The sequence below is a fragment of the Slackia sp. CM382 genome (assembly GCF_000293015.1).
Lineage (GTDB): Bacteria > Actinomycetota > Coriobacteriia > Coriobacteriales > Eggerthellaceae > Slackia > Slackia exigua.
This window is the reverse complement of record NZ_ALNO01000001.1, coordinates 101,024-118,091: the sequence shown is the minus strand read 5'-3', so window position 1 is coordinate 118,091 and position 17,068 is coordinate 101,024. Positions and strand designations below refer to the sequence as shown.

General features: G+C 60.7%; 14 protein-coding genes and 3 tRNA genes. 11 read left to right on the top strand and 6 right to left on the bottom strand.

What is annotated here, in order from left to right; translation table 11 throughout:
* The first annotated feature begins 5 nt into the window (after positions 1-5).
* The 5 genes from HMPREF1155_RS00535 to rdgB all read left to right on the top strand — a co-directional run bounded on the left by HMPREF1155_RS00535 (position 6) and on the right by rdgB (position 5,620).
* On the top strand, positions 6-740 hold the full coding sequence (locus HMPREF1155_RS00535; protein ID WP_009076499.1) for a response regulator transcription factor: 735 nt from the start codon (positions 6-8) through the stop codon (positions 738-740).
* A gap of 2 nt (positions 741-742) precedes the next feature.
* Entirely contained in the window at positions 743-1,864 is a 1,122-nt protein-coding gene (locus HMPREF1155_RS00530; protein ID WP_009076360.1) for a sensor histidine kinase KdpD, read from the top strand.
* A 747-nt stretch (positions 1,865-2,611) separates the two neighbouring features.
* Positions 2,612-3,862: a glutamate racemase gene (gene murI / locus HMPREF1155_RS00525; protein WP_009076019.1), complete on the top strand. Its 1,251-nt coding sequence runs from the start codon at positions 2,612-2,614 to the stop codon at positions 3,860-3,862.
* Positions 3,863-4,128: 266 nt separating this feature from the next.
* A complete protein-coding gene (gene rph / locus HMPREF1155_RS00520; RefSeq protein WP_009076465.1) occupies positions 4,129-4,851 on the top strand; it encodes a ribonuclease PH in 723 nt (240 codons plus the stop codon).
* Between the two features lie 163 nt (positions 4,852-5,014).
* Positions 5,015-5,620: an RdgB/HAM1 family non-canonical purine NTP pyrophosphatase gene (gene rdgB, locus HMPREF1155_RS00515; protein ID WP_009076189.1), complete on the top strand. Its 606-nt coding sequence runs from the start codon at positions 5,015-5,017 to the stop codon at positions 5,618-5,620.
* A gap of 38 nt (positions 5,621-5,658) precedes the next feature.
* Here rdgB and HMPREF1155_RS00510 read toward each other — a convergent pair.
* Positions 5,659-5,732 (bottom strand) — tRNA-Gly (locus tag HMPREF1155_RS00510).
* A gap of 349 nt (positions 5,733-6,081) precedes the next feature.
* Between HMPREF1155_RS00510 and HMPREF1155_RS00505 the strand changes: the two genes are divergently transcribed.
* Positions 6,082-7,269, top strand: a complete 1,188-nt coding sequence (locus tag HMPREF1155_RS00505) for an MFS transporter (protein WP_238319026.1) — start codon at positions 6,082-6,084, stop codon at positions 7,267-7,269.
* 175 nt (positions 7,270-7,444) lie between these two features.
* Here HMPREF1155_RS00505 and HMPREF1155_RS00500 read toward each other — a convergent pair.
* Positions 7,445-7,521, bottom strand: a tRNA-Pro gene (locus HMPREF1155_RS00500).
* Positions 7,522-7,752: 231 nt separating this feature from the next.
* Entirely contained in the window at positions 7,753-9,207 is a 1,455-nt protein-coding gene (locus HMPREF1155_RS00495; RefSeq protein WP_009076382.1) for a LuxR family transcriptional regulator, read from the bottom strand.
* Between the two features lie 436 nt (positions 9,208-9,643).
* Between HMPREF1155_RS00495 and HMPREF1155_RS00490 the strand changes: the two genes are divergently transcribed.
* Positions 9,644-11,284, top strand: a complete 1,641-nt coding sequence (locus tag HMPREF1155_RS00490) for an FAD-binding protein (RefSeq protein WP_009076380.1) — start codon at positions 9,644-9,646, stop codon at positions 11,282-11,284.
* A 170-nt stretch (positions 11,285-11,454) separates the two neighbouring features.
* Here HMPREF1155_RS00490 and rlmD read toward each other — a convergent pair whose 3' ends face one another.
* Complete coding sequence (gene rlmD / locus HMPREF1155_RS00485) at positions 11,455-12,771, bottom strand: 23S rRNA (uracil(1939)-C(5))-methyltransferase RlmD (protein ID WP_009076069.1); 1,317 nt, start codon at positions 12,769-12,771, stop codon at positions 11,455-11,457.
* A gap of 62 nt (positions 12,772-12,833) precedes the next feature.
* Between rlmD and HMPREF1155_RS00480 the strand changes: the two genes are divergently transcribed.
* From HMPREF1155_RS00480 to HMPREF1155_RS00470, 3 genes are all read left to right on the top strand, one after another.
* Positions 12,834-12,909, top strand: a tRNA-Arg gene (locus HMPREF1155_RS00480).
* Between the two features lie 207 nt (positions 12,910-13,116).
* Positions 13,117-14,574 carry a LuxR C-terminal-related transcriptional regulator gene (locus tag HMPREF1155_RS00475; RefSeq protein ID WP_238319025.1) on the top strand — a complete coding sequence of 486 codons (1,458 nt, stop codon included), beginning with the start codon at positions 13,117-13,119 and terminating at the stop codon, positions 14,572-14,574.
* A gap of 99 nt (positions 14,575-14,673) precedes the next feature.
* A complete protein-coding gene (locus tag HMPREF1155_RS00470) occupies positions 14,674-15,489 on the top strand; it encodes a class I SAM-dependent methyltransferase (RefSeq protein ID WP_039993111.1) in 816 nt (271 codons plus the stop codon).
* 281 nt (positions 15,490-15,770) lie between these two features.
* Here HMPREF1155_RS00470 and HMPREF1155_RS00465 read toward each other — a convergent pair whose 3' ends face one another.
* Both HMPREF1155_RS00465 and HMPREF1155_RS00460 read right to left on the bottom strand, forming a co-directional pair.
* The gene (locus HMPREF1155_RS00465; protein ID WP_039993059.1) at positions 15,771-16,175 is read right to left on the bottom strand and encodes a type II toxin-antitoxin system VapC family toxin; all 405 of its coding nucleotides are present in this window, start codon (positions 16,173-16,175) and stop codon (positions 15,771-15,773) included.
* Entirely contained in the window at positions 16,172-16,447 is a 276-nt protein-coding gene (locus HMPREF1155_RS00460; protein WP_039993058.1) for a type II toxin-antitoxin system RelB/DinJ family antitoxin, read from the bottom strand. Before HMPREF1155_RS00460 ends, HMPREF1155_RS00465 begins: the two co-directional genes overlap by 4 nt.
* A gap of 368 nt (positions 16,448-16,815) precedes the next feature.
* Here HMPREF1155_RS00460 and HMPREF1155_RS00450 point away from each other — a divergent pair, with 368 nt between their 5' ends.
* Positions 16,816-17,067 (top strand): type II toxin-antitoxin system Phd/YefM family antitoxin, encoded by a 252-nt coding sequence (locus tag HMPREF1155_RS00450; RefSeq protein WP_039993056.1) that lies wholly within the window; start codon positions 16,816-16,818, stop codon positions 17,065-17,067.
* Position 17,068 lies beyond the last annotated feature (1 nt).

Here is a 17,068-nt window from a genome sequence, read left to right as displayed (position 1 = left end):
CCGCCATGACCTATGGGTCCCCATCGTCCCGTTGCATCCTGATCGCCGACGACGACCAGGATATCCGCGAGCTTCTGCGCCTATATCTCGAAAGCGAGGGATATCGCGTGCGGGAAGCCGTCGACGGCGCCGAAGCCCTCGGGGCCGTCAAGGCGGGCGGCATCGACCTGGTGCTGCTCGATATCATGATGCCGCGTATAGACGGCTACCAGGTGCTGAGGCGCCTGCGCGAGACGAGCGCCCTGCCCGTTATCATGGTGTCGGCCAAAGGACAGGATCCCGATAAGATCATCGGGCTCGATCTGGGTGCGGACGACTATCTGACCAAGCCGTTCAATCCGCTCGAAGCGCTCGCGCGCGTGCGCTCGTGTTTGCGCCGCGCCTACGGCATGCCTGCCGGTGCATCGCCCGACGACCCGTCCGCGAAGGCTCCGCTTCGTGTCGCGCGCGTGCTTTCGGTGCGCGATCTTACGCTCGACCTCGATGCCTGCGTGTTGCATCGAGGCGATGAACCCCTCGATCTCACGCCCGTCGAATTCCGCATGCTTTCTCTGTTCATGAGCCATCCTGGCCGTGTTTTCACCAAGCAGCAGATTTTCGAGGAAGGCTGGGGAGAGGAATACGTCGCATCGGGCAACAACGTCATGGTGGGGATCAGCAAGCTGCGCGCGAAGCTTTCGGACGATCCGGGCGCCTATATCGCCACGGTGCGTGGGCTCGGCTACCGGATGGAGGCGTAGGCATGGGGAGAAGACGGGCGGCTTTGCCGGATGCGGTCGATGCGCCGTCGAGCCTGCGTGCGTTTCTCATTCAACGGTTCATCGCCGTCGCCGTCGCCATCGCCGTGCTCGAAATCCTGGTGACGTCCCTCGAGCAAGGCTTCCTCATTCCATGGTTGACCATTCTGGTCCAGGGGGATATCGGCACGGCGAGCCTCGGAGAGGTGGCGCGCCTTGCGCTCGCCGCCGTGTCAGACGCCATCGCCGGAGGAAACAACATTCCGGTGGCTTTGGCGGAGATGTCCGGCATATTCCTCATGCTCGCCTTCTGCGTGGCGCTCCTCGTTCTTCCGATCGTCGCCGGAGCCTTCGCGTTCGCTTCTCTCACGCAGCGGAGGATCGATGCCGAGCAGCGTGCGCGCGAGGAGGAGCGCGCCTTGTTCTACGAACGCCGCAACCTCCTGATCAGCGATATGGCGCACGATTTGCGGACGCCTATCACGACCGTCGTCGGCATGTCTCAGGCTCTCGCCGACGGCATGGTGGACGATCCTGCCGACCGGCATCGATACCTGAAATCGATCGTCGCGAAGGCGACGAAGATGGCCGACCTGGTCAATACGCTTTTCGATTTCGTCAAGCTCGATAGCGAAGGATTCCATCTTGATCGCGCGACCGTCGATCTTCCGCAGCTTGTGCTTGCGGAGGCGGCCGCCCTGTATGCCGATGTGGAGGCGGCGGGTATGGAGCTTTCGCTCGAGGTGTCCGAGGAGCCGGTTCCCGTCTTCGCCGACGCCGTCCAGCTGAAGCGCGTGATCGGCAACCTGATCGCCAATGCTGTGCGGCATACCGATGAGGGGACGGAGATCCTGGTTTCGCTCGTGCGGAAAGCCGGCGTCGCGGATGTCGTCGTGGCCGACACAGGCAGACCCATAGAGGGCGATGCGCAATCCCTGTTCGATCCGTTTGTGCGCGGGGACGCCTCCCGTTCGGGCGAGGGGAGCGGCCTCGGCCTTGCCATCGCGGCGCGCATCGTCAGGATGCATGGCTATCGCATCCGCATAGACCAGCCGTATGGCCGCTTCTCCAAGGCGTTCGTCGTCACCTGCCGTATCGAGGATGAGGGCGAATTCGGCGAGGATTGACGGACGGGCCGCACCAGGGGGGATGCACAAATGAGCTGTACCACGGGGGATAGATACGACATATATTACCTCGATTCAGTGAGCGGGGTCGGTGGATGCGCATGCGTTGCATCAAGGGGACGGAACATTACGATCGAGGGGGGGTATAGCCCCTTTTCGGCTCCTAAATCCGACGCCGGTGTCAAAATACGGCTGCTTAGAGAATTTTGAATCCAATTTGCGTTGCTTCTACAACGAAATAGCCCCAAGAACAGCATTATTGCGTTGTATTAACAACAAAATAGTCTAAAATATACCCCTTGAGGGTATACTAAACTTCAATATTTTGGCATTGGAGAAGGATTCAGCTTGCGATCTTCAGCGTTGCGGTTAGGTTCAGCTTTGGAAACGGGGCGTGGCATCGACGATCGTTCGGGTTCCAAAATTCGAAAGATCTGAGAGAGGGCTTCGTGAATGCGGGCGACGATGTCGGTATTTTCAAGTCCTGAGAGAAGGCAAATCTTGTCTTGTTGTCAAAGCAACGAAACTAATTGCCATTCGTTGTGCACGCAACGATAATCATCGTCTTACGACCGAATCAGAATGCGATTCTTCTCAGAACTTCCCTATTTTGGAACTTGGGGAGACGCGTGCGTCTGGAACTCGGATGGGTGCGTGTCGTCTCGCATCACATGAGGTATCCTTGATGACATGAGAGAACAAGAGCGTATAAGGGAAGCATCCGCACCGACGGGGGCCTTTGAATATATGTCGCATTCGTTGCCGCTTGAAGGCGCATCGGGTGACGATGCATTGAAAATACCTGCCCACGATGCGTTGGGGGCAGCTGGATCCAATTGCAGCTCCTCGGGTTCCGACGGACGCGGCGACGCTGCGGGCTCCAGCTCCAATGGGTCCGACCCCGCTACGGGTTCTGACAGGTGCGGCAACGCTGCGGGTTCCGGCCGGAACGGCCTCGAACTCCATGATTCCGAGATTCGCGACTTCGGGCAAAGCGTTCCCGGCTTTGGATTTGGTGCCTTCGGGTCCGATGTCCCCGAAGCCAACGCTTTCAAGTCCGCCGTCCCCGAGTCCGACGCCCCCGAGCTCGTCGTCTTTGAAACCGATGCCGCTCTCAAACTCGACGCCCCTGAATTCGACAACGCTCCCATCGGCGTGTTCGATTCGGGATACGGCGGGCTGACCGTCGCACGCGAGATTGCCGCGCTCATGCCGCACGAATCCATCGTGTATTTCGGCGACACGGCACGCTGCCCATACGGCCCCCGCGACCCGCATGAGGTGGCGGAATTCGTGCAGCAGATCGGCCGTTGGCTCACGACGAAGAACGTGAAGATGCTCGTCATCGCCTGCAATACGGCGACGGCCGCCGGGCTCGAGCGGGCGCAGCAGACCTTCTCGGTGCCTGTCCGCGGAGCCGTCGAGCCAGGCGCGCGCGCGGCGGCGCGGGCCACGCATAACGGTCGCGTCGGCGTCATCGGCACGAAAGGCACGATCGAAAGCGACTGCTATCCGCGCGCCATACGCGCTATCGACGCAGGTCTCACGGTTTTCAGCATCGCCACTCCTCGTTTCGTCGAAATCGTCGAGAACGGCATCAGGCTTTCGAAGGGTCCGATCGAAGACCTGACGAGCATGGCGTCGAAGGCGTATATCCGCCCTTCGTTCCAGGCGATCGCACGTGAGTACCTGGAGCCCCTGCGCCGATGCCATGTGGACGCGCTCGTGCTTGCATGCACGCACTACCCGCTGCTCAAGGCGTTGATCGGCGGCGTCATGGGGCATAAGGTCCTGCTCGTCTCTTCGTCCGAAGCGCTTGCCCACGACGTGCGCGCAACGCTGACGGCCCGTCGTCAGACCGCATCGCCCGATGCGGTTCCCGTCTACGAGTTCTACACCACCTCGGAAGCGCTCGACGACTTCCATGACTTCGGCTCGCGCGTATTCAACAGGCCGATCGCCCATCCTATTCACGTATCGCTTTCGGAATTGGAATAGCTTTCGGAATCGGAATAGAGAGAACGAGGTGCGGCGACGAGCGGGCTGAGAAGAAACGTATGCTGTGATTCGCAATGAAAGCCATGCCGGTGGCATGCTGGAATCCTAGAAGGGAATGCAGCGAAGGAGACCGCGTCGCGCGCGCTGACTCGTGCGAGCCTTATCGAAGTCGCACGATCGTCGCGTATCGGCATCGGTCGCACGTTGATACATGTTGACGCATGCCGATCGCACGTTGATTCACGTTGATGAGAAAAGAGGAACCTATGTTCGCACAGAGGGTCGATAATCGTCTTGACCGCGCGATGCGCGATGTCACGCTCGAACGGGGCGTCATGAAGAACGCCTCGGGAAGTTGCCTGGTGAAATTCGGCGATACGCACGTGCTCGTGAGCGCGACGATCGAAGACCGTGTCGCAGGCTGGCGCAAGGGTTCGGGCCTCGGCTGGCTCACGGCCGAATACGCCATGCTTCCCGCCGCGGGCACCAAGCGCACTCCGCGCGAAACCAAGGGCCGCAAAGGCCGCAGTCAGGAAATCGAGCGCCTGATCGGGCGTTCTCTGCGCAACGTCTGCGATATGGGCCGCATGGGCGGTGAAGTTACGATGACGATCGACTGCGACGTCCTTCAGGCCGATGGCGGTACGCGCACGGCATCCATCACGGGCGCTTGGGTGGCGGCATGGGATGCGTTCGAGATGTGGCGCATGGCTGGACGTTGCAAGACGAATCCGCTGTTCGGCCAGGTGGCGGCTGTAAGCGTCGGCATGGTGGGCGGGCGTCTGCTGCTCGATCTCGACTATCGCGAGGATTCCCAGGCGGAGATAGACATGAACGTCGTCATGAACGGAAAGGGCGAGCTCGTCGAGGTTCAGGGCACGGGCGAACAGGTCTCGTTCTCGCGGGCGACGCTGAATGAGATGCTCGACATGGCGCAGGTGGGCATCGACGGTCTGCTCGAGAAACAGCGCGCCGCTATCGGGAGGTAGCGTCCGCTACAGGGGACATCGTCATAAGGGCATTCTCAGGTCGTACGGGCATCGCAGGCACCGAGAGGCAGCCGCTGCGCGGCGCATCTATCCGATCATCGCCCCGACCGCGGCGATCGAGGCATGCGATGCGCCTACCATTCAACGAAGGAGATCGGCAGATATGGAAAAGACCGTCGTCATCGCGACCAACAACGCGCATAAGGTCGAAGAGATCCGCACCGCGCTCGACTTTCCTGGCTGGCGCTTCGTGACGCTTGCGGAATGCGAGCCATACCCCGAACCTGCGGAGGACGCCGACGACTTCATCGGCAACGCCTTCATCAAGGCGCAGGCGGCACACATGCATACGGGTCTTGCCGCGCTTGCGGACGATTCGGGACTCATCGTGGATGCGCTCGGCGGCGAGCCGGGCGTCTTCTCCGCACGCTATGCCGGGGTGCACGGCGACGATGCGGCGAACAATGCGAAGGTGCTGGCCGGACTCGAAAACGTGGCCGATGACGCGCGCACGGCGCGATTCGCCTGCGCGCTCGTCTTCATCGACGAAGACGGTACGCGGACCGACGCGATGGGCTTCATAAAGGGGCGCATCGGCCATGAACCGCGGGGAAGCGAAGGGTTCGGTTACGACCCGCTGTTTCTGCCCGATGCCTTCGGGCAGAAGAAGACGCTTGCCGAAGTGGGCCAGGATGAAAAGAACGCGATATCGCACCGAGGAAACGCGCTGCGTGCGTTAAAGGCGAAGCTCCAAGCGGGACTGCAATGAGAAAGAGCCGCCCGAAGAAGGCGGCTCTCGTGCATTCGTGGAGCGGGTGACGGGAATCGAACCCGCGTCATGAGCTTGGAAGGCTCAGGTTCTACCATTGAACTACACCCGCGAAGCAGAGGGATTATACCCCAAGAGCCCTGCGTCCTCGGATAAATCCGATGAATAATCCATCAGGTAGCGGCGTCGCAGGATTCGGACGCCTGGTTTCTCCGGTCTCTTCGGAAAGCCCTCGGCACGGCGTTGAGTTGTGGGAGGGGTGGTACTCGAATGCACGCGTGCCAAGGCCGGTTCTGACGATATTTTGAAAAACCCGAAACTGCAGGGATAGCCTCCGATGAATGAGGAGGATACCATCGAATGCGAATGCGAATGCGAATGCGAATGCGAATGCGAATGCGAATGCGAATGCGAATGCGAATGCGAATGCGAATAGCGGATCTATGGGGAAGATTGCGCGGATGACGGCGAGAAAGAACGCGACAGAACGATCGGGCGGCGATGCGCTCGCCAACTACCTCACCATGACGGGGCACGTGTGCTCCGACATCAACCAAGGGGCTCTTTCCGCCGTCCTTCCTTTTCTCGTTGTGGGAAGCGGATACTCCTATTTCGAGGCGACCATGCTCGTATTCGCGGCCAATATCGCGTCTGCGGTCATCCAGCCTCTGTTCGGATGGCTGGGCGACAAGCATCCGTCGCCCTGGCTTATGGCGCTCGGAGTCTTCATCGCTGGACTCGGCATGGCAGGCATAGGGTATGTGCAGGTGCATGGATACTGGTGGGTCGTGGCGTCGGCCACGGTGAGCGGCATCGGCGTGGCGATGTTCCATCCCGAAGGAGGGCGCCTCTCGAATTTGGCCGCCGGAAAGCGCAAGGGCAACGGCATGAGCATCTTCGCCGTGGGCGGGAACATCGGCTTTTTCATCGGCCCCATCCTGTGCGCGATCTTCCTTTCCGCCTTCGGGCTGCATGGCACGGCGGTGTTTCTCGTGCCGGCGACGGTCTGCGCGATGCTGCTTCTCGGGTTCAACGGACGCTTCAAGGCCCTGGGAACTGCGGCATCCCCTGCAGATGGCGATTCGACGGCACGCGAGCATTGGGGGCTGTTCGGCATCGTCATGGGCGTGCTCACGATGCGTTCCATCTTGCACTACGGCCTTATGGCGTTCATTCCGCTGTTCCTTGTTGGGATGCTCGGGCAGAGCGAAGCCCTAAGCTCCACCGCCATATCGGTCTTTTCCATTGCGGCTGCGCTTGCGACGGCGCTTTCCGGTCGCGTTGCCGAGAAGACGGGGACGATCAGGCTCATGACGACCTGCTGCGTTCTCATGGGCATCGGTATCGTCGGGTTCGCGTTCAACGGCATCGTGGCCGTAGCGTTTATTCTCACGCTCGTGCTGGCGGTTGCGCTCGACCTGTTCTATCCGTCGGCGGTGGCGCTTGGCATGAGCTACATCCCCCGCCACCTGGGTATGGCGTCGGGTCTTTCCTATGGAATCGCTGTGTGCGCTGGAGGGATGGTCGAACCTCTCCTAGGGCTGGAAGGCGATGCGATCGGGCTTGTCCCCGTCATGCTCGCGCTTGCGGCCGTCTCGTTCCTGGCGGCTTTTCTGTGCGTGGTGCTGAAGCGGCTCTCGTCCGTCTAGGCGGTGTCGGCTTCGGTCAGTTCGCTTGGGAAGCAAGGATATCCGCGGTCAGGCCGTCAGGGCTGCCTCGATGACGTCGACTCTATCGATGGACCGGCGATACGCCGCAGCGGAGAAACGCACGGGTGAAGAAGTCCATGGACGGCATCGCATGAGCGTTTGAATGCCGATGCGATGGTCGGGATGACAGGATTCGAACCTGCGACATCCTGCTCCCAAAGCAGGCGCGCTACCAAACTGCGCCACATCCCGACGTTCCATTGCTGAGCAGGGATGTCGAATTATAGCAAAGTCGACTCGGCACGCAAGGCGGCGCGGCGGACACGACATCCCGGTATGCACGATGCTTCGTCATGCTGGAATGGCATCCGAGAATCCCGTCGAGGCGCTCGACATGAAGCAAAATATCCTAGTGCGCAGGCGAGGTCTGCCAAGCATGCCATCCTGGCGCGGCACGCTCGACTACCCCTCGCTTCGAAGGCTTCAGGCATCGGTTCGTTGCGAATCCGTATCCACGGCATCGATCAGGTCGAGCAGATCGCGACGGCTGTGCACGTCAAGTTTGGCATAGAGGTGTTTGGCATGTCCGCGCACCGTGTTCTCCGTGAGGAACAGGGTCTCGGCGATGTACGCCTTCGTACGCCCTCTGTACAGGTACATCATGACCTCGACCTCGCGAGGGGTGAGCTTGAATTCTCCTGCAAGCTTGTTGCAGCGTGCTTCGAGGGTGCGGCCTTCGTCCATCGACGCGCTTGACGCAGGCGCCTTTTCATCCGCGAATATCTGCTTTGTGTCCTGATCCCTTGTTTCAAGGCAGATAAGCGCCGTTACAAGCAGGGCGAACATGAGCAGCGCGATGAATGCGTCCGAGACGCCGCCGATAGCGTGCGCACGCATGAAGCCTGTTGCCAGCGTTCCGAGGGCGAACGGCAGCGTATAGGCCGGCCAGGTCATGCCGAATACGAATGCTGGAGGTTCGTTCATGTGGCGTGCGATGTCGGCGATCGTGAGCCAGGAGAAGATCACGAGCAGGTCCCACACGCTGCTCTCGACGCAGCGCAGCATAGGGTATTGGGGCAGAACGATGACGCAGACAAGATCGATGGCGAGCACGAGCAGAATGATGCGCCAAAGATGCGCGAAATTGAACGATCCCTTCAATGTTCGAGCCGTTGCGATGGCGGCAAGGGACACGAAGATCTCGAATATGCGTGCGGCTGTGAATTCACCGAGGGAAAGCATGCTCTGATTACCGGAAAAGCTGCCGATAAGATATGCCGTCACGAAGCTGAACACGACGATGGTCGCACCGACCTTCCAGAGGCTTTTGAACGTGCCCGGCCCGAAACGGTGGCCGCGCGCCTCGGGTTTGGGAACCAGGGCCGTGGCGCGCAGGCAGAGCAGGACCGAAAGGGCAGGCAGGCACGCGGCAGCGAGACAGGAGCCGACAGGAGGAAGCAGGTGCATCGCTTCCTTCATGAGGGAGCCGACGATATTCGCTGCGAAGAGGCAGAAGATGGATTCGGAAACGTCCAAACGGATGAAGAAGAGCGCCCATTGCAGATAGAGCCATCCGATAACGCAGGCGCACATAATGGTCGAGGCGTATAACAGCCAGGTCATCGACATCACGCCTGCCGTAAAGATGCCGATGGTGCCGACGGCTCCTGCTGCGGCAGCGGCGAAGGGAATCGCCTTGAACGAGACGACGCGAGGAATGCGCTTCGCAATCAGGCCCATGACGGGCATAACGAACGAAAGGGCGACATACGATGCGATCCATGCTGTCTGGTCGGAAACGTCGCCCGTGCCGGCAAGCGCATTCACTTGGAACGCCCAAGCCAGCACGCACGCTATGCCTACGAAGGGAACATGGAACCATCCTGCGAACCCATTGCGGTCGTCCTGCCTCGAATCATTCATCCCTTGCTGTGCCATGAATTCCCATCCTTCAAATTCTTCGCGCCCTGGCGCTGCATAGGAATCTTCGTTCGAATATCTTCGCCATGATACCGCTCATCCCGTATGCGATCAGGTGCGCTCCAGCGGAAGAGGTGCGCCTTTTCCCGCGTAAGACGTATGCGGCACGCGATCGGGCGCGCGTGCATCCCATGTCCCGTAACGCGGCGGCACGTTCGTTCTGCGTTCGGTCGGGCGCGCTTTCGGGTTTCTTGAAATCGGATGCGCCTTTGGGTCTTCGGCGATTACCTCGTGGAAATGAACTGGTGCTTTAGTGAAAACAACCCGTTTCGGGGCGGTGTCTTTTCATGAAAAGGCCCCGTCTCGGGTGGTGCGTGCGAGCGGCTCCTCGCGCTAAGGTCCTCGCCTGAGGGAGGGACCGAAAAGGGCGGTCCCTGGATTAAAGGAGGGTTCCATGGATTACAGCACGTCTCTCAACCTTACGCAGAGCCGTCGTTCGTTCATCAAGGCGGCAGGCGCCACGCTCGTTGCCGGCGTCGCCGCGGCGAGCCTCGGCGGATGCGCGCCGAAGGCGGCCAACAAGAACAACGACGCTCAGTCGATCGAGGATATCTCGTGGGACGAAGAGACCGACGTTCTCATCGTGGGCGGCGGCCTTGCCGGCATGGCCTCTGCGATCACTGTCGCCCAGGAGGGTGATGGGGCATCGTGCGTCATTCTCGAGAAGGGCACGAATCCGACCGGTTCGGGCGACAGCCCGTTTTCCGCGGGCCGCGTCTTGTGGACCGACGACGACCATGCCGAAGGCTTCCGCACGTATCTCTACGAGCTTCGCGGCACGATGGACAATACGCCCGATGCCGTGCTCGACGCTTTTGCGGCCGGCATCCACGAGAATCGCACCTGGCTCGAATCGCTTCCCGGATTCAACGCCGACGACGTCATGTTCGAGGAGCATTTCGTCGACGGGAGCGGCGCAACCTGCTATCCCGAGTACGCCGAGCTTCCCGACGCATACAACCTGGGTGTCCTGTGGTTCAAGGGCGAGAAGAACGACCACGTCATCAAATTCCTGCACGGCATCGTTCAGGACCGATCCGACGTCATCGACCACAAGCTCGGCGCGCGTCTGACCGCCCTCGTGCAGGACCCTGCCAGCAAGGAGGTCGTCGGCGGCGTATACGATCTCGACGACAAGACGTATTACATCAAAGCGCGCAAAGGCGTCGTGATGTGCTGCGGAGGCTTCGAGAACAATGCGCAGATGCGTGCCGATTACCTTTCGGGCACCACGGCACGTCCGATCGCCGGACGGATGAACGAAGGCGACTGCCATTACATCTGCGCTCGCATCGGCACCGATATGTGGCATATGAACAGCTGTGCCGGATTCTGGACCAGCGTTTCCCCGATTGACGGCACGGATGTGACGATGCGCACGCCCAAGAAGTACGGCATCACGGTGTCGACCGCCGGCCGCCGCTTCTTCATGGATTGGGATTCCGACCATGAAATCGACTGGTCGACGATGAGCGATATGACGCTCGAGACCAATGTCGGTTCGCGCCACGGGCATATGCAGTTCGGCGGCGAGTGGCCTCATCTGCCCATGCCGGAAACCACCTGGTATATCCTGGATGCCGATGGCTATGCGGGCATGATGGCCGACGAGATCGCCCCTGCGTTCGATCCGGCGGGCGAAGGCTATGGCTTTTCCGCCGATACCGTCGAGGATCTTGCGGGCAAGCTGGGGATGGCGCCTTCCGAACTCGTGACCACCATCAACCAGTGGAACGATGCATGCGATGCCGGCAACGACCCGTACTTCCATCGTCCTGCCGACACGCTGACCCCGATCAAAAAGGCGCCGTTCTATGCATGCCACTGTTCCGCGACGATGCTCAACACCGACGGCGGCCCCCGTCGCAACGAAAAAGGACAGATCATAGATCTTTACGGCGAGCCCGTTCCTCATCTGTTCAGCGCGGGAGAGTTCGGCAGCGTGTGGTGCAACATGTACAACGGCGGCGGCAACCTGGGCGAATGCTGCGCATTCGGACGTATTTCAGTGCGCAGCTGCCTTGGAATCGCGTAGGAGGGTCGGCCAAGGCTTGTCGGTCGGGTTTGCAGTCGGATCTTCCGAAGGCGAAGATCGTCTGAAGGCCAAGGTCGGATCTTCCAATGAAATGCGGGCGCAACGAGTCTTTTCGGTGCGCCCGCATCCTTGCGTTCGGTTGCAACTCGATGCCGCCGACCCTTCGTCGCTTACTTTCGGATCAAGAGGCTCGTCGTCTCCACATGATAGGTCTGGGGGAAGAGATCGACGGGCGTCGCGCGTGCGAGTTCGTAGCCTTGCGCTTCGAAGCGCGCCACGTCGCGCGCCCAGGTGGCGGGATCGCAGCTCACGTACGCGACTTTCGTCGGACCCGCTTCGGCGATGCTCTTCACGAGCGATGCGTCGAGCCCTGCGCGCGGCGGGTCGACGAGCACGGCGTCAAGATGCCCAAGCATCGGCAGCTCGCGCGCGGAATCGCCGCCGATGACGTCGATATCGAGTTCCGTTTCCTCGGCTACGCGCCGCAGGTCGCGCACGCTTGACGAGTAGCTCTCCACGCCGTAGACGTGGGCGCCCGTGCGCGCGAGCGGGATGGTGAAGGTGCCGACGCCGCAGTAGAGGTCGGCCACCTCGTCTCCTTCGCGCACGTCGAGTGCTTCGAGAGTCGTTTCCACAAGCCGTTCCGCCTGCTCGGTGTTCACTTGGAAGAACGACGGCGCCGTGATCTTGAATGACTGTTGGCAGAGGCGTTCTTTCCAATACCCGGTTCCGTGAAGCACCTCCACGCCCTTGACCTTGCGTGCGCCCTGAGGGCCGCCGGTCGCCACGCGCACGATGCTCGACGCCTTGAGGGCGCGTGCAAGCGTGCCCGCCACGGCGACGCGCGGGAAGTTGCCGCCTTCGGTCCAGAGCGCTACCTCGAGCGATTTCGTGCGCATCGATCCTCGGATGCCGACGCGGTAGATGCCCAGGTCGTTGCTGCCCGCAAGGAAGCGCAGCGCGCCGCGGACGGCCTTGGGCGCCTTCGCGAGCGCGTGCGATCCCAGGGGGAATTCCTTGGGCGACACGATGCCGTCGGCGCCTCTGCGGTGGTATCCCATCGTGAAGCCCGAGGCGTCGGTCGCACAGGCGAATTCGAGCTTGTTGCGATACCCCCACGGTCGATCGCTCGGAATGCAGGGTGCGACGATGCTCTGGGCGCGCTCCGCATCGACGTGCGCCACTTTGACGAGCTGCGCGACGATGTTGTCGCGTTTCTCGATAAGCTGACGCTCGTAGGCGACGTGCTGCCAGCCGCAGGTTCCGCATTCGATCTCGAAGGGTGCGCGTGGGTCGACGCGGTCGGGGGATGCTTCGATGATATCCGTCACATGTCCGCGCACGAAGCGTTCTTTACCTTCGGTGATATCCACGCGCACGCGGTCGCCCGGGCAGGCGCCCTCGATGAAAGCCACGCGCCCGTCGCTCAGGTGCGCCACGGCTTCGTCTCCGTAGGACAGCCGCTCTATGGTGAGTTCTTCAAGCATCGGTTTCCCCATCCGTCGCGTGCATGCAAGATGTCGTATAATAACCGACATCCATTCTACGTGCCCCTGTAGCTCAGGGGATAGAGCGTCTGCCTCCGGAGCAGAAAGCCACAGGTTCGAATCCTGCCAGGGGCACCATTCGGAATCCATGCGAACCCGCCTGAGTCGTCAGGCGGGTTCTTGCGTTTCAAGGCGACATCGCTCAGCGGATTTCATCCGCATGCGCCTGCGCGTTCCGAAATTCCCTCAGGAGATCTTGCAGCAGCGTTCCGTCGGTTCCCCCAGCCGCCGAGCATGGCTTCTAGACCGACCTCGAACTGCTCCGAGAGATTCCATTGTCCGATCATGACCTGTCCGACGTGTCTGCTCGGGCTTGCGGTCGTGAGAATTTGGATCCAGGCCATCATCTACGGCCGATATGCTGCGACCGATTTCGGCTCATATACCGTTCTCGCAAACCTTATCCGCGTCGCGTTTATCGTGCTGCTCCTTGTCGCATTCTCGCATCGAAGCATGGGACGCATCGTCCAGCGCAATCTGAGCTGGTTTTCCGTCACGGCGATGACGTTGGCGCCCGTGTTTCATCTCGTGCAGCCGATTGCGTCCGGCGTTCCGTTCGATCTGTTCGCATGCGTGATCGGCGGTCTCGGGCTCGTATGGGGCGCCGGCATGTGGATCGGCATCTTCGTGCGCTTAGCGCCTAGGGTCGCGTTCTTCTATGCGTTCGCCTGTCTTGCCGCAAGTGCGCTCGGCGGGCTTGTCGTCGGGTTTCTGCCGCAAGACCTGGTCTATGTCATCGCAGCATTCCTGCCTACGCTCGCCCTTGTCGCGTATTGGCGTGCTTCCGCGCTGCTTGATGAGGGAACCTTGGGGGGCGATGCGGTGCCGCGCGACCATGCGTATGACGCCGAGCCCCGATCGACGTTCATACGCCTGGCATGCGGACTTGCATTGCTCGATTTCGTCCTCGGCATCGCGCGCGGGTTTCCCGATGGTCAATCGATTGCGCTTTCGGTGCCGTTTCAGATCGTCCATCAGGTCGGAGTCGCTCTCATCTGCATCGCCGTGGTCTGGCGGGTGCTTGCACGCGGCGCGCGGTTCGGGTTCGGATTTGCGTGGCGTTTCCAGATAGCGTTCATGGTGGCAGGTGTGTTGCTCATCGCCTCGCTCGACCAGCCGTTCGCGGAGACAGGAGCCGTGCTTGTCACGATGGCGAACACGCTCATGCTCGGGTTGCTCTGGTATTGCGCCTATGATTTTTCGCGACACAGCTCGTATGAGCCCTATCTGGTTCTCGGCGGCGTTTGGGTCATACATCTTCTACCGCGCGAGGTCGGTCGGCATCTCATATCCGCCGTCGGTGTGACCGATGGGTTCGTTACCGTTGCCATCGCGATCGTGGTGTGCCTGCTTGCGCTCAGCATGGCTTTCGTGCTTCGGAATGACGTGCCTGCGTCTCGACCCTTCTTTGCCGATCTCGGATCGGACGGTCGGTACAACGACTCTCTGCGATCAGCGCAGGCGTCGGAACGTCCATCCGTTGAAGAGCGCGATTCTGCGGCCGATACATTGGAGCATCGCTGCGCCGAGCTTCAGGAGGTTTTCGGCCTGACCGATCGTGAGCGGGACATGGCCTGGTACATAGCCCAAGGGCGCAGCAAGGGCCGCATCAGTGAGGAGCTGCTCATCTCCGAGAATACCGTGAAGGGCTACACGAGAAGCCTCTATGTGAAGATCGGCGTGCATTCTAAGCAACAGCTGCTCGATACGCTTTCCAAGACGGAGCACCGTCGCGCAGAATGACGCGCAAAAGTTGCACGAAGCTGATATGCTTAGATTTTCAGGGGAAATGCCGTTGTGCGGCAGATGCGTCGGCGTTCGGCATCCAAGGAGATGATGCGCATGAAGAAGCTCGAAGGCGTGGCGAACACGACGTACGTCCCGCTCATCGCGCGCATCGCTGTCTCGAAACGATTCCCCGAGTATTTCTTCGACCAGGCGGCCCTCGATCTTGAAGCGAAGATTCCCGCGGGTGCGGAGAAGGGGTCGTACGAGTATTCGAACATAGCTTCGGTCGCCCGATACTACAACCTCGACGGTATGATCTCCGTGTTCGCGGAGGCGCATGAGGCATGCAATGTCGTGCTGCTCGGCCTCGGCCTCGAGACCGCCGCCTATCGTCTCGGCTCCGCGCTTTCAGATAAGGATGTGCGTTGGTTCGGCGTCGATCTTCCCGAAACCATCGCGCAGCGCAGGGCGGCATTCGGCGAAGAGAATGCGCTCACGCTCGTCGAGGGCGACATGTTCGCCATGGGATGGGTCGGCGCGCTCGACGCGTCACGCCCGACGCTTCTCGTCGTGTCCGGCGTCTTCCAATACTTCGAGCCGGAGCAGGTCAAAGATTTCGTACGCTCCTGCGCCGCCGCGTTTCCTCGTGGCGAGATGGCCTTCGACGCCACGAACGAGGACGGCCTGAAATTCGCGAACCGGTTCATCAAGCGCACGGGCAACGCCGATGCTCTCATGCGGTTCTTCGTGAACGATGCGCACGCCTTCGCGGACGAGACGTCGACGACGCTCATGGAGGAACGGGTGTTCTTCGAAGACGCCCTGCGCCTGCTCGGTCGGCGTCTCGGCATCGTGTCGCGCATATCGATGCGCGTGGCCGACAAGAAGCGCCGCACGAAGCTGATACGCCTGGGTTTTCCAGGGAAGTGACGGCGTTTGGCGCCTGCATGACGGAGTAGGGGAGCTCGATGCCGAGCTGGTCGTAACCGGAAAGGCGATACCGTTCTGTCGGCATTGCCATAGCGCGCGATTCCCGCGAGCCGGTTGCGACGGAGAGGCCGGATCGTTCCACGCCTTGCAGCATTCCTTCATCTAGGCAATGAAGTTCTCGGTTCCGCTGCCCGTGCGCTCGGCGGTCGTATGGCCCTGCCTCCAAATCGTTTCCGTGGCTTCCGGTCCAGACCTTCAGAACGCAACTTTCGATCCGGGCCTCAGAATAAGGTGATACACCTTTCGCGATAGGAGGGAAGCGACTGGTCATGTGTCGCGAACGTGAGCCCTTCGACCTTCGCTTGCGCGATGAGCAGACGATCGAAGGGGTCGTTATACCGCGCGGCATTCCTTTCGCGCGAGATCGCCTTGACGGCGTAGATGTGCGCAGGCTCGAGGGACAGGCGAACGAAGCCCGTCTGCTCGCAGAGCTTGACGAAGTCCTCTTCCGGCATAGGCATGCTCTCGGGATGGATGGCATGCTTGATGGCGACTTCCCATACTGAAACGATGCTGTAGCAGACGAGGTTGTCGCGCGACTCGAGGAGGGGCACGAGTTCTTCGGGCAGTTTCGAGCTTTCGGCCAGCGCCCAGAGCGCGATGTGCGTATCGAGGAGCACTCTCATCTAGACCACACTCCGAACAGGGCGGCGATTTCCTCGTTGTCTGCGTCGATATCGTCGGGGATGGCGTAGCGCCCGTCGGCGATTCCTAAGGTGCGACCGCCATGGCCGGCGGGCACGTGAACCGTGAAGGGCATCCCGTTTTCCAGGACGCTCTGACGGGCGAATATCCTCACCGCCTCGGCGAGCGAGGTGCCCATATTCTTGTATAGGCTCTCGGCATGTTCCTTGAGATCGCTGTCCATGCGCACCTGCAGGACCGATGTCTTTGCCATGTTCACCACCTACAATCGTATTGTATTGTTATTGTAATACATCTTGAATATAAGAAGGAGGGTGAAAACCCGTCTTCGCGGCGATCGCATCGGCTAGGCGACTCTTTCGCTCTTTAGCGCATCGTTCAGGATGACGAGCGCCTCGCCGAACTGCACGCTGTTCTTAGTTCCTCCGATAGAGAGGGCGTCGCAGAGGTCGGCGAGCCTTTTCTTGCAGGCGGGGGGCCTAGGCAAGCTGAGCATGATGCTGTCTCTCAGGAACCGGGTGCTTACCTTCGGCTCTGCATGGCGGATGCTTCGGCGCTCCATTGACGTACGTATTAACGTACGCTATCATTTTATACAGTATGACGAAGAAGGGTGCATCCATGACGAGCATTACGGCTACGGCGGCCCGTAAAGACATATACAACCTGATCGATCGTGTGAATGAGGACTGCAAGCCCGTCGCCATCACCAATGCCAGAGGCAAAGGCGCCGTGCTTGTGGGCGAGGATGACTGGGCCTCCATCGAGGAGACCCTCTATATCATGGGCGTGCCCGGCATGGCCGAGAAGCTGCTGGCCGCGCGTGACGAACCCTTGGATGAGAGCCTCTATGCCGACACATTGGACTGGTAGA